Genomic DNA, 23,578 nt, shown 5'->3' with positions numbered 1-23,578 from the left:
GGGACACAAGGAGGTGGACGTGTGTCCAACCGGCGGATCACGTTCTTCATAGCCCTCGCACTCTTCGCTCAGGAATCAACCTGGAACTTCTATGACAATCAGGTGCCCGTGCTGCTGCGCGAGCACGTGACGAGCGCGGCGCTCGTGGGCGCGCTGATGGGGATGGACAACCTGCTGGGAATCTTCATCCAGCCCTGGATCGGCAACCGGTCCGACAACACCCGGACCCGGTGGGGACGGCGGATCCCGTACCTCGCGGTGGGCATGCCCCTGGCCGCGCTGGTCTTCGTCCTGCTGCCGTGGACCACGTCGCTGGCGACCCTGGTCGTGGTGATGTTCTGCTACGCCCTGATCGCCAACACCACACGACCGCTGGCGGAGTCGTTGGTGCCGGACTTCCTGCCCCCACAACGGCGAAGCCGGGCGAACGCCGTCGTGAAGATCGCGACCGCGCTGACCATCATCGTCGCGTCGCTGATCAGCCTGCTCGTGGTGGACGAGCATCCAAGGGCAGCCTTCGTCATCCCGTCGGTGATCATGCTGGCCGCCACGTTCGTGCTGCTGGCCAAGGTGCGCGACAGCCAGTCGGCGGCCTACCAGGCCGCGGTGGCCGAGGAGGCCTCCGCCGGCCCCGCCGCGGTCAGCCAACCGCTGCGGCAGATCGTCTCCGGCCTGTTCACCGACCAGGATCGCCGCCGGCTCCTGCTGCTGCTGACCGTCCTGCTCTTCGGCGGGGCATGGTTCGCCTCCCGGTCGCTGATCACCCCGTACGGCATGGAGGCGCTGGGTCTGAGCCGCGGCGACGCGGGCGGGCTCACCCTGCCCAGCGGCATCGTCTACGTGGCTGCCGCCTATCCGGCCGCACTGTTGGCCGAGCGCTTCGGCCGGCTGCGGATCATCGCCGTGGGCATCACCGTCTTCGCCGTCGCGCTGGCGGCGGGCGCCATCGTGCAGACCGCCACCGGTACGGTCGTCGCGTTCTGCGTGGCCTCGGCCGGCGCCGCCGCCTTCACGATCAACGCGGCGGTGGCGCTGTGGAACCTGGCGCCGTCCAGCCGGGTGTTCGGCGCCTACACCGGCCTGTACGCGGTCACCTGGTACCTGGGCGGCTTCGGCGGCCCCGCCCTGATCGGCGGCGTGATCGACCTGGTCGGCTGGGACGGGATGCTGCTCTACATCGCGGTGCTCGCCCTACTCGCCATGCTCGTCGTCGTACGTCTCGAACGCCTGCAGCGTGTGCACCGGGCCAACCGGGCCGGCACCCTCACGGGAAGCGAATGATGTCGACCATCCTCATCACCACTGACTACCTCGCCCCCGGTGACGAGGTGGACACCTACCTGACCGGGCTCGGCTTCACGACCCGGCACGACCCCATGCGGGGACCACGCCGGCCGGAGCAGCTGATCGCGGCCCTGGCCGGCGTCGAGGGGGCGCTGATCGCCAACGAGCCGATGACCGCGGAGGTGCTGCGCCAGGCATCGGACCTGCGCGCCGTCGTGCGTACCGGAGTCGGGTACGACTCCGTCGACGTGGCCGCCGCCGGCCGGCTCGGGATCAGCGTGAGCAATCTGCCCGGGATCAACGCCAACGCGGTGGCCGAGTACACCCTGGGGTTGCTGCTCGCCCAGGCCCGGTGCCTGGTGCCGATGGCCGCGGGGGTGGCCGCCGGCGGCTGGCCCCGCGCCGACGGCCACGAGCTGCGCGGCAAGACGCTCGGCCTGATCGGGCGGGGCGCGGTGGCCCAGCGGGTGGCGCCGCTGGCCGCCGTCTTCGGCATGACAGTGCTGTGCACCGGCAGCCTTCCCGCGCCGGTCACCCGGGTCACGCTCAACGAGTTGCTGCGCGCCGCCGACTTCGTGTCGGTCCACACCGCACTGACCCCGCTCACGCGCCACCTCATCGACAGCGCGGCGTTGGCCCGGATGAAGCCGGGCGCGCACCTGATCAACACCGCCCGCGGGCCACTCGTCGACGAGGTCGCCCTGGTCGAGGCGGTCCGGTCCGGCCGGCTGGCGGGCGCAGCCCTCGACGTGGTGGACGTGGAGCCGCTGCCCGCCGACAGCATCCTGCGCGGCGTGGCCGGCATCACTGTCTTCTCGCATATGGCCGGGCAGACTGCCGAGGCCCGGCTGGCCGCGGGGATGGAGGGCGCCAAGGAACTCGTCGCCGCCCTCGACGGCCGGCCGGCCCACTCGCTCACCGAACCGAAGGAGCCGGCATGACCACCACAACAGCGGACGCGGACGTGATGGTGATCGGCGCGGGCCTCGCCGGACTGGTGGCCACCGCCGAACTCGTCGCCGCTGGCCGATCCGTCCTGCTGCTGGACCAGGAGCCCGAGCAGAGCCTCGGCGGCCAGGCGTTCTGGTCGTTCGGCGGGCTGTTCCTGGTCGATTCGCCCGAGCAGCGCCGGATGGGCATCCGCGACTCGACCGAACTCGCCTGGCAGGACTGGCAGGGCAGCGCCGGTTTCGACCGCCCCGAGGACGCCTGGCCACGGCGCTGGGCCGAGGCGTACGTCGACTTCGCCGCCGGCGAGAAACGCGCGTGGCTGCGGGGCCTCGGCGTCAAGATGTTCCCCATCGTCGGCTGGGCCGAACGCGGGGGCTACGACGCCACCGGACACGGCAACTCGGTGCCCCGCTTCCACGTCACCTGGGGTACCGGACCGGGCCTGCTCGAACCCTTCATCGCGATCGTGCGGGAGGCGGCCGGCCGCGGCCTCGTCCGGTTCGCCTTCCGGCACCGGGTCGACGCGCTGACCGTCAGCGACGGCGCGGTGGTCGGTGCCACGGGCCGGGTCCTGGAGCCCAGCGAGGCCGTCCGCGGCAGCGCCAGCTCGCGGGAGGAGATCGGCGACTTCGCCTACACCGCGCAGGCCGTCATCGTCACCTCCGGTGGTATCGGCGGCAACCACGACCTGGTCCGCCGCAACTGGCCGGCACGGCTCGGTACGCCGCCCACCCACCTGATCAGCGGCGTGCCCGCCCACGTGGACGGCCGCATGCTGACCATCACGCAGGACGCTGGCGGCGCCGTGATCAACCCGGATCGGATGTGGCACTACGTCGAGGGCATCCAGAACTGGAACCCGATCTGGGACAAGCACGGCATCCGGATCCTGCCCGGGCCGTCCTCTGTCTGGCTCGATGCGCACGGACGACGGCTGCCGGTGCCGCTCTACCCCGGATTCGACACCCTCGGCACGCTCGCCCACCTGCGCACCACCGGCCACGACCACAGCTGGTTCATTCTCACCCAGAAGATCATCGAGAAGGAGTTCGCGCTCTCCGGCTCCGAACAGAACCCGGACCTGACCGGTCGCAGCGTCAAACAGGTACTCGGCCGCCTCCGTGCCGGCGCGCCGGCGCCGGTGGAGGCATTCAAGCAGCGGGGGGCCGACTTCGTCGTGGCCAACCGGCTGGACGAGCTGGTGAAGGGCATGAACGCGCTCACCGACGAGCCACTGCTGGACCCGCTCGACATCCAGCGCACGATCGAGGCGCGCGACCGGGAGCTGGCCAACAGCTTCACCAAGGACATGCAGATCGCCGCCATCCGTAACTTCCGAAACTACCGGGGCGACCGGCTCATGCGGACGGCGGCGCCGCACCGACTCCTCGACCCGAAGGCCGGGCCGCTGATCGCCGTACGCCTGCATGTGCTCACCCGCAAGACCCTGGGCGGCCTGCACACCGACCTCGATGGTCGGGTGCTGGACGGTGCCGGTCAGCCGGTACCCGGGCTCTACGCCGCCGGCGAGGCCAGTGGGTTTGGCGGCGGCGGCATGCACGGCTACCGCGCGCTGGAAGGCACCTTCCTGGGCGGCTGTCTCTTCTCCGGCCGCCAGGCCGGCCGCGCCGTGGCCGCCACCGTCGGATGACCGGCTCGTACCCGCGAAATGAGGAAAGCGTGACCCCCGACCGCGTACGCATTCTCGTGCCCTCCGGCATGCTCGGCTCGGGATTCCCGCCCGAGATCGTCGACCGTGGGCTGGAACTCGGTGCCGACGTCATCGCCGTGGATGGAGGGTCGACCGACTCCGGCCCGTACTATCTGGGCACCGGCACGGCCAAGACCACCGCGGCGGCCGTGGCCCGCGACCTGCGCCTGCTGCTCCGGGCGGCGGCGAAAGCGCGTATCCCGCTGATCGTCGGCTCGTGCGGTACCAGCGGCACCGACTCCGGCGTGGACTGGGTCGCCGGGATCGCCCGCGGCATCCTGGCCGAGGAAGGGCTGGACCTGCGGGTCGCCACCATCTACAGCGAGCAGCGGGCCACCGACCTCAAGGACCATCTTGACCGGGGCCGGATCCACCCGCTCCCGCCGGCCGGCGACCTCGATCCGGCGACGTTGGACAGCTGCCAGCACATCGTGGCGATGATGGGCCATGAGCCGATCGCTGAGGCGCTGTCGGGCGGGGCCGACGTGGTACTGGCCGGGCGCGCCACCGACACCGCCGTGGCCGCCGCCTTCCCGCTGATGGCCGGCATGCCGGCCGGCCCGACCTGGCACGCCGCCAAGATCATCGAGTGTGGCGCGCAGTGCACCACGAACCCGCGCTCCAGCGGGGTCTTCGCCACCATCGACGCCACCGGCTTCATCATCGAGCCGCTGGACCCGGCCGTCGCCTGCACGCCCACCTCGGTCGCCGCGCACATGCTCTACGAGACCGCCGACCCGTTCTCGATGCGGGAACCGGCCGGCACGCTGATGGTCGCCGACGCCGCCTACCGGGCCCTGGACGAGCGGCGGGTACGGGTGGAGGGCTCCCGGTTCGAGCCGGCCCCGTACACGAACAAGCTTGAGGGGGCCCGGATCACCGGCTACGAGACGATGTCGTTCACCGCCATCCGCGACCCGCACATCCTCCGCCAGATCACCACCTGGGCGCAGCTGCTGCGGCGGGTCACCACGGATCGGGTCGCCCAGACGCTCGGGCTCAGCGCCGACGACTACGCCTTCGACATCCGCCTGTACGGCTACGACGCCGTGCTGGAGGCGAAGGACCCGGACACCCGGACACCCCGCGAGGTCGGCGTGATGCTCCTGGTCCGCGCCGCGGATCAGCAGACGGCCACCGCCGTCGCGAAGATCGCCAATCCGCTCATGCTGCACCTGCCCACGCCCGACATGGACTACCTGCCCAGCCTCGCGTTCCCCTACTCCCCCGCCGAGACCGAGCGCGGGGCGGCGCACGAGTTCGTCCTCCACCACGTCGTCGACGTGGACTCGCCCACCAGCCTCTTCCGCATCCACCTCCCGGAGGACAGTGTTGTCCGATAACGCCCACCCCCGCACCGTCGCCGACCTCGCGCTGGAGGTCCGGTCGAAGAACGCCGGCCCGTTCTGGGTGACGATGGAACTGTTCATGCGCGACACTGCCGGGTACGCCCTGGTAGCCGACCCGGGCTTCCTGGACGCGCCGCTGGTCGCCCGCCTCTACGGCGTACCGGCCGACACCATCCGCATCTTCCGGATACCGGCGCTGAACGTCGTCAAGATTTCGTTCCCGCGCCCGGTGGCGCAGGGCAGCCTGCGCGACCGGGACATCCACGCCGGGCAGCACCACGTGCCCCTGGCCATGCTCCCGCTGCCCGACTCCCCCGCCACCGACGACACCTCGGCTGACCAGGCTGGGGCTCACCTGTTCGCGACCTGATAGGAGCCGGAGCGTACGTCCTCCGGGAGGGCGGGACCGCTGGTGCTCCAGCCGAACGTGGTGCGCGCTCTGTCGGAGGTGATGCGCGCCGAGGATCGGAGCAACGCGGCCATCGGCCCCATGGCGCTCTCCGCCTGTTCGGCGGTGATCGAGGTCGCGGTGGCTCCGGTCAGGTCCGCGATCGCCCCGGCAAGTTCGCGGAAGCTGAACTGTTGCGGTCCGGCCGCGTTGTAGATGCCCGCTACCGGGCGCTCCAGGGCCGTCAGGTACAGGCGGGCGAGATCGTCCACGTGCACCGGGGTCCACTCGTTGTCGCCGGCGTCGATGTAGGTGGCCGCGCCCGAGCGGGTCGCGGCGTCGATCAGACTGGTCAACAGCAGGGAGCCGCCCCGACCGTAGACCAGACCCGCGCGGATGATGAGGCCGGTCAGGCCCGCCGCCTCGCGCACCAGTCGCTCGCCGACGAGCTTGAAGGGCTGCGGGCCCGGCTCCGGCAGTTCCGCGTCCTCGTCGCGGGAATGGTCGGGGTCGAGCCCGTAGACCAGGTTCGTGCTGGTGTAGAGGAACGGCTTGCCGGTGCCTGCCCTGCCCGCCCCACGGGTCAGCGCCGCCACGGCAGCGGCCTCTGCCCTGATCGCGTCCTCGCCACCGAAGTAGTCGACTGCGGTGTGCACCACCGCATCGGCTTCCGCGGAAGCCTGCTCAAGGAGCGCGGTGTCGGTCAGGTTGCCGAGCAGAGGAAACGCACCCGCCGCTGCCGCCTTGGCCGCTGATTCCGGGGACCGGGTCAGCGCTACCACGTCGTGGCCTGCCGCGACGAAGTGTTCGACGAGCACCGAGCCCAGGTAGCCGGTGCCGCCGGTGATGAGGATCCGCATGTTCTCTCCAGAGCCGAGCGATCGGTGAAACGGATGGACCATCCGTTTGCCAACCGTAGCACGAACCGGATGGGCCATCCGTTTCGCCGGCCTGAGCCGCCCATTGGGGGCCACGGCTCCAGGTGGGGGCAAGTGGAGCTGCTATCCGCTTATGCTGGAGGAGTGACCGCCTCGCCGCCCCGTAAGGACGCAGTACGCAACCGCCAGCGGATCATCGAGATTGGCCGGAAACTGGTCGCGGACGGCACCCCGATTCAGCTGAACGAGGTGGCCCGCGCGGCCGGCGTAGGCGTCGCCACGGTATACCGGCACTTCCCGACGCCTCAGGCACTGATCGAGGCGGTGTCGGTGGACGGACTTGAGACGTTGATCCAGGCCGCCGAACGGGCCGCGCAGCAGGACGACCCCTGGACGGCCTTCCGTGATCTCCTGGTCAGGGTCGTGGACGCGCAACTACTCGACGCTGCCCTGTCCTCGGTCCTGTCCACGCCCACGACCACCCTGCCGGGCACCGCGGACCTGCTCGATCAGTTGTCCTCGCTGTTCAACACGCTGTTCGTACGGGTCAGGGCCGCAGGGCTGCTGGCGCCCGGCATCACGCTCGCCGACATGACGCCACTGATGTGTGGAGTCGCCTTCTCGGCCAGGATGCACCCAGCCACCGACACGCAACAGCAAGCCGCCGCCGGCCGCCACTACCTCGATGTCGTGCTGAACGGGATACGGGCCCGCTGAGCGCCGCAGGGACCACAACGCAAACCCGGTCGCGGCTACTCCGGCGGCCCCTGGTCGACGGAGAGACCGAGATGCGTCCCACCGGAGGCGTCGATCACCTGGCCGGTCACCAATCGCGCGGCTGGAGAAGCAAGGAAGGCGACCACGTCCGCGATATCCGCCGGCTCTCCGACCCGACGCAGGGCCGAGAGCCCGGTGACGACCTCGCGTAGCGCCGGTTGGGCGGCGAACCAGGCCACGTTGTTCTCGGTGGCGGTGGTCCCGGGCATCACCGCGTTCACCGTGATACCCCGAGGGCCCAGTTCCTGTGCCAGCGTGACGCTGAGCGTGTTGATCGCGCCCTTCGTCATGGCATACGCGAGAGTGCCGGGTATCGCGACCCGGGTGGCGACGGACGAGACATTGACGATCCGACCACCGTCGCGGAGCAGGTTCAGGCCCCGCTGGATCACGAAGAACGGCGCTTTCACGTTGATCGCGAACAACTCGTCGAAGTCACCCGGCCGTGCGGTGGAAAGCGTCGGCGTGGCCCCGCCGATCGCCGCGTTGTTCACCAGCACATCGATGCCGCGCGGCGCGCCGCGTTCGGCCAACCCGGCCTCCACGCCAGCCCAGAGCCGATCGGCATCACCCGCCACGCCGAGCTGCGCGCCGACCGCGAACGCGGCGCCACCCGCCTCGGTGATCTGCGCGACGGTCTCTTGCGCGGCCGACTCGCTCGTGCCGTAGTGCACCACCACCAGTGACCCAGCCGCGGCGAGCCGCTTGGCAATCGCGCGGCCGATGCCCCGGCTCGCGCCGGTGACGAGGCTTGTCGTGCCCTCCATCGTTTCCATGATCTCCCCTTCGTGTCGCGTATCGAAGCAGCTACCACGGTCCGACCCTCGTCGTAGGCCCGGCAACGGACTGAGGTATCGCGGCGTACGGTTGTTGCACTTCTTCATGCGGAGAAACGTCCACGCGTACGCTCGTTTGATGCGCTGGGACGCCGAGGAGAAGCGACGCCGAATCCTGGCCGCGGCACGGCGCGCCTTCGCCGAGAAGGGCGAGGACGTCACGGTGGCTCGGATCGCTCGCAGCGCCGGTGTGTCCGTCGCCACCGTCTACCGGCGCTTTCCCACCCGGGACCGCCTCATCACCGACGCTTACGGCGATCAGTGGAACGATTGCGCGGCCATGCACGCCGAAGCCCTCAGCGACCCGGACCCGGCGCGTGCGCTGCGGGAACTGATTCGCACGCTTTGCGCGTACCAGTTACAGGACAGAGGCTTCACCAGGGCCTACGTCGAGGCGGTGGTCACCGGACGCGGGCTCGACCACGAGCGGCAGGAGACCGAACGGGTCATCGCCCGGCTGCTGCGGCAGGCACAGGCGATGGGCACCGTCCGCGCCGACCTGACCGTCGCCGATTTCCGGCTGCTGATCGCGGCCCACCACGGCGACGTCCTGGCCGCTGGGCCCGACGCCGTGACGGCTTCCCAGCGCTATCTCGCACTGATGCTGCGCACGCTCCAACCCTGAAATTTCGCCGCCCGAAGCTCGAGGTCGACCAGGTCTTTCGTCGGCTGCGGCGGAAGCGGTCCCGAGGCCGCCGCAGCGCACGAACCGGGCGCAGGCGTCCTTTCCGCCTACGCCCGGGAAGCGCTGATCGTCAAGCCTGTTCGATGTCCGAGAACAGGCCCTTGAACGGGACCTGCGTCCCCGCGAGGGTGCCGAAGACATCAGCGGCAACGGTTGTCGCGACCGCCGCGGAGGCGTCGTCGTAGCTGTCGAAGTAGAGGTCGAGCGTCCGGTACGCGGGGGTAGCGGTGCCATCCTCCTTCGGCCACACCTTCGCAGACTCGAGTCGCCGCAGCTTCGGGAACTTCGCTGCGGCAGCCTTCACGTCCGCGTAGGCCCGCTCGAAGTCGTCGGGGCTCGCCGGGTTGTCGATGATGATTGTGATCTTGGTCGGCACGGGGCTCTCCTCAAAGTGGAAAGAATGATTGTTCTATTTCGGACACAACTAACGCCGCAGACCCGAATTCAGCGGCCGTAGGTCTCCAACAGCCGCAGCCACACCTCACTGACGGTCGGGTAGGCCGGAACCGCGTGCCACAGTCGGTCCAACGGGACCTCGCCGACGATGGCGATGGTCGCGGCGTGGATCAGTTCCGCGACGTCCGGGCCGGCGAGGGTGAGGCCGACGATCACCTTGCGGTCCTCGTCGACGACCATCCGGGCGTGTCCCCGGTAGCCATCGGCGTGCAGGGAAGCTCCGGCGACGGCCCCAAGGTCGTAGTCCACGACCCGGATCCGCAGCCCAGCTGCCTCGGCCGCAGCCGCGGTCAAGCCCACCGACGCGATCTCCGGATCGGTGAAGACCACCTGCGGCACCGCCCGCTCGTCAGCCGTCGCCACGTGCCGGCCCCACCGGCCGTCCTCGACCTTCGCACCCTTCGCCCGGGCCACGATCACGTCGCCCACCGCCCGCGCCTGGTACTTGCCCTGATGGGTCAGCAGCACCCGCCGGTTCACATCGCCCGCCGCATAGAGCCACTCGCCGCCGCCGACGACACGCAGGGTGTCGTCGACCGCCAGCCAGGCGCCCGGCGCCAGCCCGACCCGGTCGAGGCCGATGTCCTGGGTGTTCGGCGTACGACCGACCGCCACCAGCACCTCGTCAGCTTCGATCCGCTCGCCGGACGCGGTCTTGAGGTGGACGACTCCACTGTCGTCGCGGTTGACGGCGACGGCCTCCGCGCCGAGGTGTACGGACACGCCGGCCTCGCGCAACGACTCGGTGACCAGTTCACCGGCGAACGGCTCCGCCGACGGCAACACACCGTCGCGGGCCAGCACCGTCACTGCGGACCCCAGGGCGGCGAACGCGGTCGCCATTTCGGCGGCCACGACGCCACCACCGATGATGGCGAGCCGACGGGGAACCGAACTGGCCGAAGCGGCCTCGCGGCTGGACCACGGCGTCGCCTCGCGCAGCCCCGGGATATCCGGCAACAGGGCGCTGCTGCCCGTCGCGACGACCACGGCGTGCCGCGCGGTCAGCGTCGTCGTGACACCGTCGACGCCGGTCACCTCGACAACGCGGGCGGCACTGATCCGCCCCTGACCGCGGTGCAGCGCGATGCCCGCCGACGCCAGCCAGGACACCTGACCGTCGTCCTGCCAATGCGACGCGAAGGAGTCCCGCCGGCCCAGCACCGCAGCCGCGTCCAGGTCTCCCGTCACCGCCTCCCGCGCCCCCGGCAGTTGGCGAGCCGCGCGCAAGGCGGACGCGCTGCGCAGCAACGCCTTGGTCGGCATGCAGGCCCAGTACGAGCACTCACCACCGACCAACTCCCGCTCGACGATCGCGGCGGTCAGCCCGCCCCGGACGACCCGATCGGCCACGTTCTCCCCGACCGGACCGGCGCCGATCACAATGACGTCGTACTCGATGGTGGTCATGTCAGTTGCCCTTCGCGGCGCGGCCGAGGCGGATGGCCGCGATGAGGAAGAAGATGGCGCCGGGAATGGCGTAGCCGGCGGCGTTGGTCAGCGCCGGGTTGTCCGCGGAAGCGCCGGCGATGAAGGACCCACCAGCCAGGACCGAGATGCCGCCACTGATGATCATCGGCCACTGGCCGCCCATCTTGCGACGGGTGACACCGACGATCAACTGGACCAGACCGGCGACGATCGCCCAGGCGCCCCACACCCGCAGAATCGCGGGGATACCGGACGCGCCAGCGACACCCAGACCGACGGCCGTGACCAGGCTTACCGCGATGTTCACGTACAGCAGGGTCGGCGAGCCGGTGGTCCGCGACGAACGGAGGTCGTAGATGGCGGCGCCCACGTCGAACAGCGGGTAGATCACGAAAAGCGTCACCGCGAGCGGACCGATCTCCTTGGCGGTGGCGATCGTCACGAGGGCCCACACGATGGCGAACGCGAAGCGGACGAAGTAGAGCCGCCGCAGCGCGGAGGCCGTCTGGGAAATACCGGGCGAAGCAGCAATGGTGGTCACGGGTGACCCTTTCAGCGGAGGGGCTAGGGAGACCGATCGTTCTGTCTTGTCGAGCATGACACGCTCCACCAATATCGTCAAGACCGAACGTTCTATCCACTCCCCCGACCCTGCGCTACCCACCGCTGGCTAGCGCTGTCGAGACCCTTAGACCGAACGTTCTATCCGCTACCATGGCGACATGACGCCCACCGCATCCGGTGCCCGGCCCTCCGAGGCACGCCAACGGCTCCTTGCCACGGCAACCAGGATCTTCTACTCGGAGGGCATCCATTCCGTCGGCGTAGATCGGATCATCGCCGAGGCGAAGGTGACCCGGGCCACCTTCTACCGGCACTTCCCCAGCAAGGACGATCTCATCCTCGCCTACCTGCGTGAGATCCATGAGATGGATCGCGGCGGGGTCGACACGGTCATCACCGCCGACGCACGACCGGTCGCCCCACTCCTGGCCATCGCCAACTCGATCGCCGAGAGCATCCAGTCCCCGGGGTTCCGTGGATGCGCGTTTCTGAACGCCGCGGCGGAGTATCCAGACACGGAACATCCCGTACGTCAGGAGATCATCGCCCACCGGCAATGGTTCCTGGACACGCTCACCACGCTGATGGCGCAGGTCCAGGAGGAGACGGCAGAGTCCGCCGCGCGTCACTTCGTCATGCTCCGCGACGGTGCCATGGCAGCCGGATGCCTCTTCGACCCCGCGTTGGTGTCCGAGACCTTCCTCCGCGGCATCGAAGGACTCCTCCGGATCACCGCCGAGCGCCAGTCGACCGAATCCGCCGGCTAGGGCCTGTTTCATAAGGGCGGTCGAGCCGAGGCGGAGTCCGGGCGGCGATCCGGCAAGGCGCGGTGTCGTCCGGATACCGGTGTTGTATCCGGACGACACCGCAACGCCGCCGGTCGTCGTCCGGACTCCGCCGCAGGCCGGCCAGTTCTTATGAAACAGGCCCTAGTCCGCCAGCACGGCGGCTGCTCTGGCTCGTAGCGACCGGCGCTCCAGGCGGTGGGCGACCAGACCAGCCAGTGTCGTCGCCCAACTCGGCGAATCGTTGCGAGGGCTCGTCCTCCCGCGCGCCCACGATCCCGGAACCGCTCCTGGCACTCCCTGTTGCGCTGACGCGCAGACGACCAGGTGGAACGGTGCGTCAGTCGCAACCTCACGACCGATTTGCCTACAGGTATTAGGTAGAAGCATAATAGCTGTAGGCAGATAGGGGAGCGTGATGGATAGACCAGGACTGACGCCGGAGCGTCTGACCCGAGCGGGGGCGGAACTGGCCGACGAGGTCGGCTTCGACCAGGTCACCGTCTCGGCGCTCGCTCGACGGTTCGACGTCAAGGTCCCGAGCCTGTACTCGCACCTGAAGAACTCACAGGACCTCAGGATCCGCATCGCGCTGTTCGCGCTCAAGGAACTCGCTGACCGCGTCGCCGATGCCGTCGCCGGTCGAGCCGGCAGGGACGCGCTAGCCGCGTTCGCTGACGCCTACCGCGACTACGCCAGGGAACACCCGGGCCGCTATGCCGCCACCCGGCTCCGGCTCGATCGGGAAACGGCGGCCGCCAGTGCCGGTGTCCAGCACGCGCAGATGGCTCGGGCGATCTTGCGGGGTTACGGGTTGGACGAGCCGGACGCGACCCACGCGGTCCGCATGTTGGGCAGCGTGTTCCACGGCTACGTCAGCTTGGAGCTGGCCGGCGGTTTCGAACACAGCGCTCCCGACGCGCTGGAATCCTGGGAATGGATCGTGGATTCGCTCGACGCGGTGTTACGCACCCGCAGCACTCGCTGACCCGACGACGGCCGCACCACCGCCAGCGCTTCGCAGCGCGGCGCGCCGATGAACATCTCGATCGAGAGGCTTGAGGCAATGCCCACCGAACACCAGTGGATCACCACCCCGGTCACCGCGGGCCTGGTGCGCGGGTTTGTCGATCTGGAGGCGACCGCGCGCGGTCTACTGCCGCACCGACTGACCGCCCGGGCCCGCCAGCAGATCCCCGACGACCAACTGGCCATGGCCGAGGCCCAGCCGTCCGGCGTACGGCTGGCCTTCCGTACCCGGGCCACCACCATCGAACTGGACACCCTGCCCACCAAGCGGGTCTACCAAGGCTTCCCGGCCCCACCGGACGGCGTCTACGACCTGCTGATCAACGGGCGCCTGGCCGCGCAGGCGTCGGTGCCCGAAGGCAACGTCCGGACGGTTACCAACATGTTCACCCAGACTTCCGTGCTGACCGAAGGGCCGTCCGGCACCGCCCGCTTCGCGGGTCTGCCGGAGGGTGAGAAAGACATCGAGATCTGGCTTCCACACACGGAGATCACCGAGTTGATCGCGCTGCGCACCGACGCGCCCGTTGAGCGGACCCCGCCCACCGGAAGCAGGACGTGGCTGCACCACGGCAGTTCCATCAGCCACGGCTCGAACGCCACTCATCCCACCGCCATCTGGCCAGCCCTGGCCGCGGCCGAGGGCGGCGTGGAGTTGGTCAACCTGGGATTCGGCGGGAGCGCGCTGCTCGACCCGTTCACCGCCCGCGCCATGCGGGACATCCCCGCTGACCTGATCAGTGTCAAGATCGGCATCAACATCGTCAACAGCGACGTGATGCGTCTGCGCGCCTTCACCCCTGCGGTCCACGGCTTCCTCGACACGGTCCGCGAGGGGCACCCGACCACACCACTGCTGGTCGTGTCCGCCATCCTGTGCCCGGTGCAGGAGGACACGCCCGGTCCCCTCGTGCCGGACTTCGAGGGCGGGACGCTGCGCTTCAAGGCCACCGGCGATCCGGCCGAACGCAGCGCTGGGCGGCTGACCCTCAACGTCATCCGTGACGAACTCGCCCGGATCGTCGAACAGCGCTCGGCCGAAGACCCGAACCTGCACTACCTCGACGGACGTGACCTCTACGGCGAGGCGGACTACGCCGAACTCCCACTCCCCGACGAGGTGCACCCCGATTCCGCCGGACACCGCCGTATCGCCGAGAACTTCGCGCGGCTCGCGTTCGGCGACGGCGGCCCCTTCGCCACCAAGACCGGCTGACCGCCTGTCGCGCGCCGAGCAGCGGCGGACGAGGTGGCGGCGTACCCGCGGGCGCTCCCCCACGAGGCCAACTCGGGCGACGTCTGCGCCCGTGCCCAGCCTGCCGGACCCTGACCCCGCCAGACCTCGTCCGCCCCGGTCACCCACTACCAGGCGCGCAAGACCCACTGCTGGGCGGGGGTGCTGTTACAGGGCCATTGCCACACGGCGTTGCCTGCGACGGGGTCGCCCCAGGGAACATCGACGCACTGCCCGGTCTGGAGGTTCCGTAGCGCGTACCCATTCGCTCCCGGTACCTGCGTAGCGGACCAGAGCTGCCGCGCGACGCCCAGGCAGTCCCACAGTTGTAGCGTCTGGCCCGCTGCCGGGTTACCCCAGGGCACGTCGAGACACTTGGGGCCCTCTGCCGACCAGAGCGAGCTGACAAGCTGGTAGTAGACGACGCCGTTCCACCTTCCCTCGTAGACCATCGTCCACTTCTGGGCCGGGCCGTCGTAGCAGGGCCACTGCTTGATCGCCGTGCCGTTGGCAGTACTGGAGTACGACACGTCGATGCACAGGCTGCCGAAGGGGTACTCGCTGGTAGCCGAGCTCTGGGATCTGAATGAGTATTCGGCGGCGGCGCTCGCAGGTGAGACGGCCACCAGGTTGGCGGCTACGAGTCCGACGCACACCACGAGCACCGTGGACGTCCGGTTGAGGATGTTCATGAGCATTCCTCTCGGCTGAAGGGGGACGACATCGATGAAGGGGCGGCCGGTCGGCATCAGATACGTCCGCTACAGCGCGGGCGAGGACCGGCCTCAGGTGGGGAAGAAGTGCCGATCGGCAGGGTTACAGGCGCCCACTGGTGTAGAGGTAGTCCAGCAACCGTCCGTCGACCCGGTCCTGGAAGGTGTCGGCCACCGCCGCTTCCGGTTGTTCGTACTCGTAACCGCAGCGCACCCAGCGTTCCGGGACGCTGGCCACGTCCAGGTACCCCTCGTCGATGCTGCCCACCTCGAAGCCGGGCTTCCCGGCCGACTGCCAGCAGCTGAAGAGTTGACCGTCGGCGTTGACCACGGCGCCGTGCCGGCCTCCGGGCACCGAGCAGATGTGGCAGGTGGTTCTCATGCTGGGTCGGACCACCCGGAAACCCGCCTTCAACGCGGCGATACTCCAACTCGCGAACGCGTCGCTCACGGTGTCGATGTGCCGCATGGTGTTGTGGTATCCGAAGCCCGCGTCGCCCACCCAGGCGAACGTCACCGTGCACCGGTCGGGGCTCAGGCCGGCGGCCAGTTCCCCGACGAGGTCGGCGATCCGGTCGAAATTGTGGTGCGACACGTTCACCCGCAGGTTCCAGTTCAGCCCGGTGACCTCTGTCGCACGAGCGACGTTGCGAACGATGGTGTCGAAGGTGGGCGCGCCGGACCGCTTGACCCGGATCTGGTCATGATCCGCCCGGCTGCCGTCGAACGTCACCTGCACGCCGTTGAGACCCGCCGCGTACAGCTCACGGGCCAACCTCGGGGTCAGCAGAACGCCGTTCGTGGTCATCGCGCACTGGTCGAGCCCGATCACGCGCGCTCGGTCCAGCAGGGTGAGGCAGCCCCGGGGATTGAGCAGCGGCTCACCCCCGAACAGCAGCAGGTACAGGCGATCCAGCTCGCACTGACGCATCCGGTCCCGGGCGAAGGTGATGATGCGATCGACGGTGTCAGTGTCCAGCCAGGCCCGCCGGATCCGCGGCGGCCGTGCGCCGCCCGTGTCGTCCACCCCGGTGTTCTGGAAGCAGTAGGCGCAGCCGAGGTTGCAGGTGGTCGTGGTGAGCACGGTCAGCGAGAACGAGACCGGCACGCGCGGCTCGAACGCCCCCGTGCGGCGGAGGAAGCCCGTGGTGGCAGCGTCCACCGTGCCGTCCGACCCCACACACTCCGGGCGCAGCAGGGTCCAGGTCTGGTTGCCGATGAACCACCAGCCGTGTTCGCTGCGGATCAGCCGCGGTGCGTCGATGTCATCCAGGCGGGTACCGATCATGGCTCTTCCTTCCAGCGTTGGTCCTGATCGTCGGGTCAGCGGGGCCTGTCGGTCGTTCACAGTCGCCGACAGGCCCCGCGGTGCTGCCCCCGGCTAGGCGTTCGGGCCGGCGTCGCGCTGCAACGTGACGTTCTCCGGCGCGCCGATCTGGATCCCGCAGGAGGCGTCCGCGATCTGCGCCGCGCTGCGGTTGGCGAGAACCCGGCTCACCTCCGGCGCCCCGATCTGGACGCCGCAGGCGGCGGCCTCCTCAACGGAGACGTCCGGCCCCCGGTTGACGAGAATGCCCTCCAGCTCCTCGGCACCGATCTGAATACCGCACATCTGGCCTGCTCCCTTCTCCGGCCGGAACGGCTTCCCGCCGGTCTTGGTGAATACGTGGCGGCAGGGCCGGTAGCAGATACCGATCCGTCGGACTCTCTCCCGACCGAGTGCCGCCGGTCAGCGACGGTGTCCGCGATGGAGGTCTGCGGATCTGCGGCGCAGGCGTCCCCGCCGGCCCCCGTGGGACCGCGCACGGGGCCGCCTCAGTTGTCCGGGCACAATCCGGTAGCCCGGACCGGCTGAGCGCTGTCCAGATAGGCCGCAGCTATCCAGCCGGTGTCGCCGAGGACGGTCGTCCGGGCCCACGCGCTGTCGCCCTTGACGGCTTCCCCGGTGCGGTAGCAGGTCACCCGGCCCAGCGTGCCGTCGGGCACCTTGCGCAGCACCCGGTCACCCGTGGACGGGCCGGCGCGCAGCGACGCGTCGGGGCGGGCCTTCACCGCGACGAGCCGCCCCTCGCCGGGAACCAGGCCGTCCTGGAGCCCCCGGCAGGTGAGCGCCGACGAGCCGATCCACATGATGGTGTAGTCCTCGCCGGCACGTCGCTGGTGGCTGGTGTCGAAGCAGTACGCAGGGCTGTCCTGATCCGGTCCGATGCCCTGGGTGGCCAGATTCAGGAGCGGAATCTGTTTGATCAGGAAGCAGGCGGCCGTGTCGGCGACCGCGCCGAGGCGGCCACGGACGACCGCCACCACGCCGACCGCCCAGGAGTCGCGCCGGCTCTGGTAGATCCGCACCGCCAGCCGGTCGGTCTGGTAGGCGCATTGGACGGCGTCGTTGACCTGCCCGAGCCGGTCGGCGAAGCGGCCGAGGTTGTCGAGGAACTGGTCGACCCGGGGCCGCTGCCCCGGCACGATCCGTTGGGTCACCTCACTGACCAGGTCGACGTACGGCAGGCAGGGGTTTTCGACCGAGGTGTAGGTTCCCTCGTCCAGCTTCGGGAGCAGTCCGCCGCTGCGGGTGCCGGCCGGCGGGCAGCCGCCGCCTCCGGCGATCTTCGCGAGGCCGTCGGCCGTACCCGGGCGGTTCTCGGCACCGCTGCTCGCCGCGCCGCCGTTCGTGCGGCATGCCGTCAGGAGACCGGCCGCCAGGGCGAGCACGGCGAGGCCGGCGGCGAGACCCGCCCGGCGATGGCGCTTCTTCACAGTGTGGTCAGTCATGCCTGGATGGGGGGCCGGGGCGGCATCCTGGATACCTGCCGTCGGTGCGACTCTGGCGCGGTTGGCTCAGCCGGCACCGAAACAGACGAAGCTCGAGGGCTGATTGCCGCGTACGGCCTCAGCCAGTGCTGCCGCCGGCAATCGGCCCGCGACGACCGCCCGATGATAGGCCGCCATGATCTCCATGGCCGCCTCGTCGGCGACCCGGCTGACGCTCGCGACGACCGTGGCGGTGCCTGCGGCGAGCAGGGCGGTCGGCATGCCGAGCGCCTCGTCGCCGTGCCGCACGTCGGTCAGGCCCAGGTCGCAGCAGGACAAAACCACGGTACGCGGCGCGTTCCGCAGTTCCTGCACGTCGTATCCCAGCAACGGGCCGCCGGCCAGCTCCAGCGTGGAGAACAGCGGGTTCTCGGTCTGGTGCTGCCCATGCGCCGCCACATGGGCGAGGCCGGCGCCGGCCATCGCCGCGAGGGTCGCCGCCGGGGTCGCCTCCGCCCCGGCGAGCAGAACGGCGCCCGGGTGCAGCGACGCCACGACCCGGGCCTCCGCCTGCCCCCGGGGGATTCCCGGTCCCGCCACCACCGTCACCGCCGCCGACCCGGCCGTGGGCCCGCCGGCCTTCAGGCGACGCCGGGCGGCCAGCCAGACCCCGACCGACGGCGTCACCGTGACCGGCCGGGTCACGCACGCTGGCAGGGCATGCCACGGCGTGGTCAGCAACAGCCCGGTCGGGACCAGCACCAGGTCCCGGTCGCCGACCAGCGCAAGCACCGGGTCGAGCAGCATCGACTCCACGTGGTCGGCGTCCTGCCGCGTAGCGGCGCGGACCACCGCCGCCAGCCGGGCGGGCATGGACCGGCCCGCCTGCGCGTCCAGGTCGGCGCGTAGTCGTCGTACCGCCTCCTCGGCCAGGCCGCGGTCGCCAAGTACCACCACCGAGGTCGCCCGGTCAGTGACCACCAGCGCGCGCAGGATGTCCCCGGCGGCCACGTACACCACGAGCGCCGCGCCAGCCAGCTCCGCCGTCACGGCGCTCAGCGGCGCCGGCGTCGTCGGCGCCGCGTCCCGGGGGCCCGGCGTCGCCCAGGCGCGCTCCCGGATCATCCGCTGGAGCGCCTCCAACCGACTGTGGAAGGCCAAGGTCGGGCGCCCCGCGAGTTCTGCCTGCCGGACGCGGTGCTGTAGCTGGCGCAGCTCTTCCAGCGCCTCGGCGGCGACCGGGTCGTCGGGCGGCCGCACCGGCGGCAGCAGCAGCGCCTGGGCCCGCGCCCGCTCGGACCACCGGTAGACGGCGATGGCGGAGCCCTCTGCCAACGCTGCGGCGAGCCCCGCCCGGGCCAGGTCGCGGCCGTGCACCGCGGCCCCGGTCTGCAGGTCGGCGCAGCCGAACCGGGCGCGGTGCCGGTGCAGAGCAGCCATTCCGGCCAACAGACTCCGCCGCGCCTCGGCCGACCGGCCGGCCGAGGCCGCCACCTCCGCACGGGCCATGTGCCAGAGCAGGCGCGTGTCGAGCCGATCGGTCCGTCGCGGTCCGGACTGTCGCCCGATCAGCTCCGCCGCCCGGCGGGGTCGGCCCGCGGCCACCAGCGCCCGGGCCTTGACCAGACCGGCGACCCGAGCATCCTCAGGCAGCCCGAGCCGGGCCAACCGGCCGGCCAGCACCCCGGCGCGCCGGGCCACCGTCGCCTGGTCGACCTCGCTGACCGCCTGGTCGGCGCGGAGCTCGAACAGGGCAGCCAGGGCCGCACGGCGGACGTTCGTACGGCCGAGGAAAGCGACCCGGGCACGTCGGGCCCACCGCGCGGCAGCGACCGGTTCGCCGGCAAGCAGGGCCGCCTCCGCACGAACCTGAAGGGCATCGGCGTACGTGTGTCCGAGCTGCTGCTGCGCCGCCCGCTCCACCGCGCTGGCGAGTTGCCGTTCGGCCTCGCGGTACAGCCCGGCCGCGACCAGCGCGCGAGCCCGTTCCACGGCCAGGTTGGCGAGCCGGCCCGGCGCGAGCACCTGGTAGTCGGCGTCGGACTGGGCGAAGGCACGCAGCGCGGCGGGCAGGTCACCGGCGATCACGTCCAGACAACCCAGGTTCGTCCGCGCCATGGCCACGTGCAGACCGAGCCCGTACCGGGCGGCGACCTCCGCGCAGCGCCGCAGGTCGGCGCGGGCGAGCCGGACGTTGCCCGCCTCCACGTGCACGAGGCCGCGATTGTTGAGCGCCTTGACCAGATCAAGCGGGTAGGTGAGGTCGCTCAACAGGTCGATGGACTCGTCGTACTGACTAAGCGCCTCCGCGTTACGGCCGCTGCGCTTGAGGAGCAGGGCCCGCTGGCCGAGCAGGATCGGCCGCTGCGGCGCAGCCGCGAGTGCCTCGGCCTCGTCCAGCAGCCGAAAGCCCAGCTCCACCCGGCTTCGCTCGGACTCCGCCCAGGCGAGGCTGATCAGCAGGCGGACGTGGATGTCACGCAGGGCCGGGTGGCGCTTGGCCAGCCGTAGGCCCGCCCGCAGTTCGCGGGCAGCCCGCCCCGGCTGACCGGCGTCGCTCGACGCCAGGCCCGCCGCGTGCCAGCGGATGGCCCGCCGGGCGAGGGTGGCCGGGCGCATGTCACAGGGTGAGGGCCGGCGTGACCACCTGCGGCGCGTGCTCACCCCGCGCCGGGTGCACCACCACCTGCGCCAGACCGTGCGGCACGCCGTCCAGCACAAACCGGCCCGACGCGTCGGACTCCACCGTCCGGGGCGGGTCGGGCGCGGGGTACCGCAGCTCGACCCGTACGGCGGCGCCCGGCGCGAGCCAGCCGTCGATCCGGACCATGCCGTCGGACCGGTCCACGATCGTGATCATCACGGTCCGGCTCTGCGCGTCGAACGTCAGGGTGCGGGTCCGTTCCGTGCCCCGCACCGCGCCGACCAGTTGCTCTTCGCGCAGCCGAGCAACCTCCCGGTCGACGTCGTCGAGGGCCAGCACAAGGCGTACCCGGTCGTCGAGGTCGGACGGCGGCGGGTCGAGCCGGGTGAGCACCGCGGCGAGCTGGTCCAGAATCGCCTGGTCCAGGTCGTCGAACGGCTGGTCGGCGGGGTCCGGGGCGGTCATGTCGGGCTCCACGTCGAGTCGGCGGTCAGCATCTCCCGCAGCTTCGCCAGGCACCGCCCGCGGGTCGGCCCGATGCTGCCGCGCGGCATGCCCAACGCCTCGGCCACCACTGTGTAGTCCGGGCGCTCGACGTGCGCGACGATCCGCAGCAGCGCCCGGCACCGCTGTGGCAGCCGCGCGACGTGCCGCCACAGCGCCCGGTCACGTTCGTCGGACAGCAGCAGGTCGGCCGGGCCGGGATCCGGGTCGGGCGAGGACTCCAGCCTCGCCGCATCGTGCGGCGTCTGCCGCTGGGCGAGCCCACGCACCCGCCAGGACTCCCGGCGGGTGGTGGTCACCAGCCACGCGGTGAGCGCGTTCGAAGACCGTATGGTGTGCAGTCCGCGTACCAACTCCAGCCAGGTCGTCTGGACGACGTCGGCGGCCTCGTCGGCGTCGAGGCCCTGTGCCCTGGCGACGTGCCACAGCAGCGGGTTGAGGTCCCGAACCACCTCGTCGAGGGCGTTCCGGTCGCCCGCCCTGGCTCGGTCGAGGCGCTCGCCGAGGCGTGCCGCGCGGTCGGTCGACGCGCCCGCGCGCTCCACCGGGGTCTTTGGCAGATTGGACATGGCGTCAGTCCGGCAGCCGCACGGGAGCCGGCGCCAGCCTCTGGGCGAGCTGACCCGCGTACCGGGCCGCCGCGAACGACGTACCGCTCCAGTAGGCGTACGCGCCCAGCGCGGTGACCGGCGCCGTGGACAAGGGCATGAGGCTCACCGTGTTGGTGCCCTCGCGCCACTGGCGCACCCACACCCCGTGGTTGCTGTATCGCGCCCGGGTGGTCGGCGAGGCCTGGGCCCCGACGCTGATCACCGTAAGAGTCGGGTCGGCCGCGAAGGCAGCCGGATAGACCGGGCTGTCCGTACCGTCGTTACCGGCCGAGGCGACCACCGGAACGCCCCGGTCCGCCAACCGTTTGAGCGCCTGGCGGACGGGCTCCAACTCTTCGTCCTCACCGGCACCCGGACGGCCGAACGCGGTCAGCACGACGTCGACCCGCTGACCGTCGTCGACCCGGTCCGCCAGCCAGTTCATCGCGTGCGCCGCGTTCAGGTCGCTGACCCGACCGGCGTCGCTCATTACCCGCAACGAGAGGATCCGCGCGTCGGGCGCCTCAAGGCGGACCAGTCCGGCGAGGAAGGTCCCGTGCCCCCAATGACTACCGAAGTCCGGCTGCTCTGTCTCCTCGCTGCGGCTCTCCTGCCCGGCAACCGCCGGAATGGCGCGCGGCGGCGTCCATCCCTGCGCCTCCTCCCAGTACGGCTCGCCGCCGGCCTCGGCCAGCCAGTCGTGCTCGCGTACCCCGGTGTCGAGCAGCGCCACCACGGGTCGCCCGGCCGGAAACTGGCTGGCCGGGCGCCGGGCGGGCTTCGGCGGCATCACGTGCTCGGGCGCCGCGAGCCAGGCGATGGTCCCGTGCCCGCTCTTGCAGCCGCTGGCCCCGAAGTACGGGTAGAGATTCGCCTCCACCCGGGCGTCGTCCTCCACGGTGGCGGCCGTGCACTCGTAGTCGGGCAGACACTCCGGCACGTCGGCGTCGGCGTCGGATCGGCCGGCCAGTCGGCGGCTGGCCCGGGCCACGGCCAACGGGTCACCCTGAACGGGCAGTTCGACCAGGTCGACAGCGGGCGGTGTGGGGGCGGCCGGCGGGGACAACGGCCGGCCCAAACCGGCCTCGGCCAGCAGCCCGTTGAGTCGCTCGACCGTCTCCGGGCGCTCCACCACCCACGCCGGCACGAGCACGACGTCAGGACGGTAAGGGGGGCGCGACACCTGTCCTCCCGGTACTACAGCCGACTCGCTCAGGGCCGCCCCGCGCGCGGCGCGGGTCGGTGGTCACCAGCCCAGTTGAGCACGTTCCGCTGCCGCAGCCAATGGCCCGGCCGGCGCATCGACGATAGCCATCCGACGTGTATCTCGGGGATCAACCCGCTCCCTTATCACGGATGGGCCTGCGCCTGCGGCGTCGGCGCGGGACGCCCCCGCCGGGCTGAAGTCCGACCTTGAGGTGCCCCACACCTGCCAACCGAATACGGCAGAAGCCGGATCCCCGCTAGGTGTTCTGTCCATGGACGTTGGTGACAGGGGTGGGGACCCCGGTCCGAACCGCCTCGATGAAGGCATCAGGTGGCAGGTAGCGATGCTCTTCGACGTAGTGGCCGATCAGGGCCGGTGCGGCGAAGTTCGTCCCGTCCACGGCGGTGAGCCAGATCTCGCCGTTTCCGCGCGCGACATCGGGAGCTTCGGGAAGGCGGATGTCGGCCCGAATCAGGCGCAGAGGCTCGGCCGCTCCCGGGCAGAACTGGCAGTAGTGGTACCCCCGCATGAGCCGCACTGGTTCAGCGCCGAGCCGCGCCAGGCGATCTCGAACGTCTCGCGGGCACGCTCCTTCGGTGAAGGGCATGCTCGAATCCAGCCAACCGACGGCAATGGCGTCCGGGGCGCCCGGGTAGTAGTCATAGGGCGCCAGGTCCGGAATGTACGTCACGCGTCGATCATCGCAGTCGGGCACCGGCCGTGCGAACAACCGAACGACGGTGCGAGCCGCCTGAAGGCGGCCCGCACCATCGACCGAACGCTGGGCGCGTTACGCCCGTGCCGGGATGCT

General features: G+C 70.7%; 24 protein-coding genes. 10 read left to right on the top strand and 14 right to left on the bottom strand.

Annotated elements, in window-relative coordinates; all coding sequences use genetic code 11:
* The first annotated feature begins 21 nt into the window (after positions 1-21).
* Genes ACIBTX_RS10250 through ACIBTX_RS10230 form a run of 5 tightly spaced genes read left to right on the top strand, consistent with a single transcriptional unit; the run spans position 22 to position 5,665 of the window.
* Positions 22-1,281 carry an MFS transporter gene (locus ACIBTX_RS10250; RefSeq protein ID WP_357124767.1) on the top strand — a complete coding sequence of 420 codons (1,260 nt, stop codon included), beginning with the start codon at positions 22-24 and terminating at the stop codon, positions 1,279-1,281.
* Complete coding sequence (locus ACIBTX_RS10245; protein ID WP_357124764.1) at positions 1,281-2,225, top strand: NAD(P)-dependent oxidoreductase; 945 nt, start codon at positions 1,281-1,283, stop codon at positions 2,223-2,225. The genes ACIBTX_RS10250 and ACIBTX_RS10245 overlap by 1 nt, the downstream gene beginning before the upstream one ends.
* Entirely contained in the window at positions 2,222-3,886 is a 1,665-nt protein-coding gene (locus ACIBTX_RS10240) for an FAD-binding dehydrogenase (RefSeq protein ID WP_363661134.1), read from the top strand. Before ACIBTX_RS10245 ends, ACIBTX_RS10240 begins: the two co-directional genes overlap by 4 nt.
* Positions 3,887-3,915: 29 nt before the next feature.
* Positions 3,916-5,289, top strand: coding sequence for an acyclic terpene utilization AtuA family protein (locus tag ACIBTX_RS10235; RefSeq protein WP_396832343.1), 1,374 nt, complete (start codon positions 3,916-3,918; stop codon positions 5,287-5,289).
* Positions 5,279-5,665, top strand: a complete 387-nt coding sequence (locus ACIBTX_RS10230) for a DUF4387 domain-containing protein (protein ID WP_357124754.1) — start codon at positions 5,279-5,281, stop codon at positions 5,663-5,665. The genes ACIBTX_RS10235 and ACIBTX_RS10230 overlap by 11 nt, the downstream gene beginning before the upstream one ends.
* Here ACIBTX_RS10230 and ACIBTX_RS10225 read toward each other — a convergent pair.
* Positions 5,647-6,543, bottom strand: a complete 897-nt coding sequence (locus ACIBTX_RS10225; protein WP_363661136.1) for an NAD-dependent epimerase/dehydratase family protein — start codon at positions 6,541-6,543, stop codon at positions 5,647-5,649. The two genes, ACIBTX_RS10230 and ACIBTX_RS10225, sit on opposite strands and share 19 nt — an antisense overlap.
* A 162-nt stretch (positions 6,544-6,705) precedes the next feature.
* Here ACIBTX_RS10225 and ACIBTX_RS10220 point away from each other — a divergent pair, with 162 nt between their 5' ends.
* Positions 6,706-7,278 (top strand): TetR/AcrR family transcriptional regulator, encoded by a 573-nt coding sequence (locus tag ACIBTX_RS10220; RefSeq protein ID WP_357124748.1) that lies wholly within the window; start codon positions 6,706-6,708, stop codon positions 7,276-7,278.
* Positions 7,279-7,313: 35 nt separating this feature from the next.
* Here the strand turns inward: ACIBTX_RS10220 and ACIBTX_RS10215 are convergent, their stop codons facing one another.
* A complete protein-coding gene (locus ACIBTX_RS10215; protein ID WP_396832342.1) occupies positions 7,314-8,114 on the bottom strand; it encodes an SDR family NAD(P)-dependent oxidoreductase in 801 nt (266 codons plus the stop codon).
* A gap of 139 nt (positions 8,115-8,253) precedes the next feature.
* On the opposite strand from ACIBTX_RS10215, the gene ACIBTX_RS10210 reads away from it, so the two are divergent.
* Positions 8,254-8,799: a TetR/AcrR family transcriptional regulator gene (locus tag ACIBTX_RS10210; protein ID WP_357174007.1), complete on the top strand. Its 546-nt coding sequence runs from the start codon at positions 8,254-8,256 to the stop codon at positions 8,797-8,799.
* A gap of 130 nt (positions 8,800-8,929) precedes the next feature.
* On the opposite strand, the gene ACIBTX_RS10205 is transcribed toward ACIBTX_RS10210, so the two are convergent.
* From ACIBTX_RS10205 to ACIBTX_RS10195, 3 genes are all read right to left on the bottom strand, one after another.
* Positions 8,930-9,235 carry a hypothetical protein gene (locus ACIBTX_RS10205; RefSeq protein WP_357124738.1) on the bottom strand — a complete coding sequence of 102 codons (306 nt, stop codon included), beginning with the start codon at positions 9,233-9,235 and terminating at the stop codon, positions 8,930-8,932.
* A 68-nt stretch (positions 9,236-9,303) separates the two neighbouring features.
* Positions 9,304-10,725, bottom strand: coding sequence for an NAD(P)/FAD-dependent oxidoreductase (locus ACIBTX_RS10200; RefSeq protein ID WP_357174010.1), 1,422 nt, complete (start codon positions 10,723-10,725; stop codon positions 9,304-9,306).
* A 1-nt stretch (position 10,726) separates the two neighbouring features.
* Positions 10,727-11,368 (bottom strand): hypothetical protein, encoded by a 642-nt coding sequence (locus ACIBTX_RS10195; RefSeq protein WP_396832341.1) that lies wholly within the window; start codon positions 11,366-11,368, stop codon positions 10,727-10,729.
* Positions 11,369-11,468: 100 nt separating this feature from the next.
* Between ACIBTX_RS10195 and ACIBTX_RS10190 the strand changes: the two genes are divergently transcribed.
* The 3 genes from ACIBTX_RS10190 (at position 11,469) to ACIBTX_RS10180 (ending at position 14,340) form a co-directional block, all read left to right on the top strand.
* Positions 11,469-12,077 carry a TetR/AcrR family transcriptional regulator gene (locus ACIBTX_RS10190; protein ID WP_357124728.1) on the top strand — a complete coding sequence of 203 codons (609 nt, stop codon included), beginning with the start codon at positions 11,469-11,471 and terminating at the stop codon, positions 12,075-12,077.
* A 436-nt stretch (positions 12,078-12,513) separates the two neighbouring features.
* Positions 12,514-13,083, top strand: a complete 570-nt coding sequence (locus ACIBTX_RS10185; RefSeq protein ID WP_357134539.1) for a WHG domain-containing protein — start codon at positions 12,514-12,516, stop codon at positions 13,081-13,083.
* A gap of 78 nt (positions 13,084-13,161) precedes the next feature.
* Positions 13,162-14,340, top strand: a complete 1,179-nt coding sequence (locus tag ACIBTX_RS10180) for a GDSL-type esterase/lipase family protein (protein WP_357134541.1) — start codon at positions 13,162-13,164, stop codon at positions 14,338-14,340.
* Between the two features lie 146 nt (positions 14,341-14,486).
* On the opposite strand, the gene ACIBTX_RS10175 is transcribed toward ACIBTX_RS10180, so the two are convergent.
* The 9 genes from ACIBTX_RS10175 to ACIBTX_RS10135 all read right to left on the bottom strand — a co-directional run bounded on the left by ACIBTX_RS10175 (position 14,487) and on the right by ACIBTX_RS10135 (position 23,458).
* Entirely contained in the window at positions 14,487-15,050 is a 564-nt protein-coding gene (locus ACIBTX_RS10175; protein ID WP_396832340.1) for an RICIN domain-containing protein, read from the bottom strand.
* 124 nt (positions 15,051-15,174) lie between these two features.
* Positions 15,175-16,359 carry a radical SAM protein gene (locus ACIBTX_RS10170; RefSeq protein ID WP_396832339.1) on the bottom strand — a complete coding sequence of 395 codons (1,185 nt, stop codon included), beginning with the start codon at positions 16,357-16,359 and terminating at the stop codon, positions 15,175-15,177.
* A gap of 93 nt (positions 16,360-16,452) precedes the next feature.
* Positions 16,453-16,683 carry a hypothetical protein gene (locus tag ACIBTX_RS10165; protein WP_355047752.1) on the bottom strand — a complete coding sequence of 77 codons (231 nt, stop codon included), beginning with the start codon at positions 16,681-16,683 and terminating at the stop codon, positions 16,453-16,455.
* A 203-nt stretch (positions 16,684-16,886) separates the two neighbouring features.
* Positions 16,887-17,843 carry a hypothetical protein gene (locus tag ACIBTX_RS10160; RefSeq protein ID WP_396832338.1) on the bottom strand — a complete coding sequence of 319 codons (957 nt, stop codon included), beginning with the start codon at positions 17,841-17,843 and terminating at the stop codon, positions 16,887-16,889.
* A 66-nt stretch (positions 17,844-17,909) separates the two neighbouring features.
* Positions 17,910-20,441 carry a CHAT domain-containing protein gene (locus ACIBTX_RS10155; protein WP_396832337.1) on the bottom strand — a complete coding sequence of 844 codons (2,532 nt, stop codon included), beginning with the start codon at positions 20,439-20,441 and terminating at the stop codon, positions 17,910-17,912.
* Between the two features lies 1 nt (position 20,442).
* On the bottom strand, positions 20,443-20,931 hold the full coding sequence (locus ACIBTX_RS10150; protein WP_357134549.1) for a hypothetical protein: 489 nt from the start codon (positions 20,929-20,931) through the stop codon (positions 20,443-20,445).
* Complete coding sequence (locus ACIBTX_RS10145; protein WP_357134551.1) at positions 20,928-21,539, bottom strand: sigma-70 family RNA polymerase sigma factor; 612 nt, start codon at positions 21,537-21,539, stop codon at positions 20,928-20,930. The genes ACIBTX_RS10150 and ACIBTX_RS10145 overlap by 4 nt, the downstream gene beginning before the upstream one ends.
* Positions 21,540-21,543: 4 nt before the next feature.
* Positions 21,544-22,713, bottom strand: a complete 1,170-nt coding sequence (locus tag ACIBTX_RS10140; RefSeq protein ID WP_357174028.1) for a S8 family serine peptidase — start codon at positions 22,711-22,713, stop codon at positions 21,544-21,546.
* Between the two features lie 310 nt (positions 22,714-23,023).
* Entirely contained in the window at positions 23,024-23,458 is a 435-nt protein-coding gene (locus tag ACIBTX_RS10135; protein ID WP_357174031.1) for a hypothetical protein, read from the bottom strand.
* Positions 23,459-23,578 lie beyond the last annotated feature (120 nt).

This window comes from Micromonospora sp. NPDC049359 (genome assembly GCF_044466585.1).
Classification (GTDB): Bacteria; Actinomycetota; Actinomycetes; order Mycobacteriales; family Micromonosporaceae; genus Micromonospora.
Note: the sequence above shows the minus strand (reverse complement) of the source record. Positions and strands in the feature narration are given on the sequence as shown.

Excerpts from the sequence above, each read along its gene's own strand:
- ACIBTX_RS10245 (WP_357124764.1), top strand. The coding sequence starts at position 1,281 with ATGTCGACCATCCTCATCACCACTGACTACCTCGCCCCCGGTGACGAG.
- ACIBTX_RS10240 (WP_363661134.1), top strand. The coding sequence starts at position 2,222 with ATGACCACCACAACAGCGGACGCGGACGTGATGGTGATCGGCGCGGGC.
- ACIBTX_RS10225 (WP_363661136.1), bottom strand. The coding sequence starts at position 6,543 with ATGCGGATCCTCATCACCGGCGGCACCGGCTACCTGGGCTCGGTGCTC.
- ACIBTX_RS10215 (WP_396832342.1), bottom strand. The coding sequence starts at position 8,114 with ATGGAAACGATGGAGGGCACGACAAGCCTCGTCACCGGCGCGAGCCGG.
- ACIBTX_RS10210 (WP_357174007.1), top strand. The coding sequence starts at position 8,254 with ATGCGCTGGGACGCCGAGGAGAAGCGACGCCGAATCCTGGCCGCGGCA.
- ACIBTX_RS10200 (WP_357174010.1), bottom strand. The coding sequence starts at position 10,725 with ATGACCACCATCGAGTACGACGTCATTGTGATCGGCGCCGGTCCGGTC.
- ACIBTX_RS10190 (WP_357124728.1), top strand. The coding sequence starts at position 11,469 with ATGACGCCCACCGCATCCGGTGCCCGGCCCTCCGAGGCACGCCAACGG.
- ACIBTX_RS10185 (WP_357134539.1), top strand. The coding sequence starts at position 12,514 with ATGGATAGACCAGGACTGACGCCGGAGCGTCTGACCCGAGCGGGGGCG.
- ACIBTX_RS10180 (WP_357134541.1), top strand. The coding sequence starts at position 13,162 with ATGCCCACCGAACACCAGTGGATCACCACCCCGGTCACCGCGGGCCTG.
- ACIBTX_RS10175 (WP_396832340.1), bottom strand. The coding sequence starts at position 15,050 with ATGAACATCCTCAACCGGACGTCCACGGTGCTCGTGGTGTGCGTCGGA.
- ACIBTX_RS10170 (WP_396832339.1), bottom strand. The coding sequence starts at position 16,359 with ATGATCGGTACCCGCCTGGATGACATCGACGCACCGCGGCTGATCCGC.
- ACIBTX_RS10165 (WP_355047752.1), bottom strand. The coding sequence starts at position 16,683 with ATGTGCGGTATTCAGATCGGTGCCGAGGAGCTGGAGGGCATTCTCGTC.
- ACIBTX_RS10160 (WP_396832338.1), bottom strand. The coding sequence starts at position 17,843 with ATGACTGACCACACTGTGAAGAAGCGCCATCGCCGGGCGGGTCTCGCC.
- ACIBTX_RS10155 (WP_396832337.1), bottom strand. The coding sequence starts at position 20,441 with ATGCGCCCGGCCACCCTCGCCCGGCGGGCCATCCGCTGGCACGCGGCG.
- ACIBTX_RS10150 (WP_357134549.1), bottom strand. The coding sequence starts at position 20,931 with ATGACCGCCCCGGACCCCGCCGACCAGCCGTTCGACGACCTGGACCAG.
- ACIBTX_RS10145 (WP_357134551.1), bottom strand. The coding sequence starts at position 21,539 with ATGTCCAATCTGCCAAAGACCCCGGTGGAGCGCGCGGGCGCGTCGACC.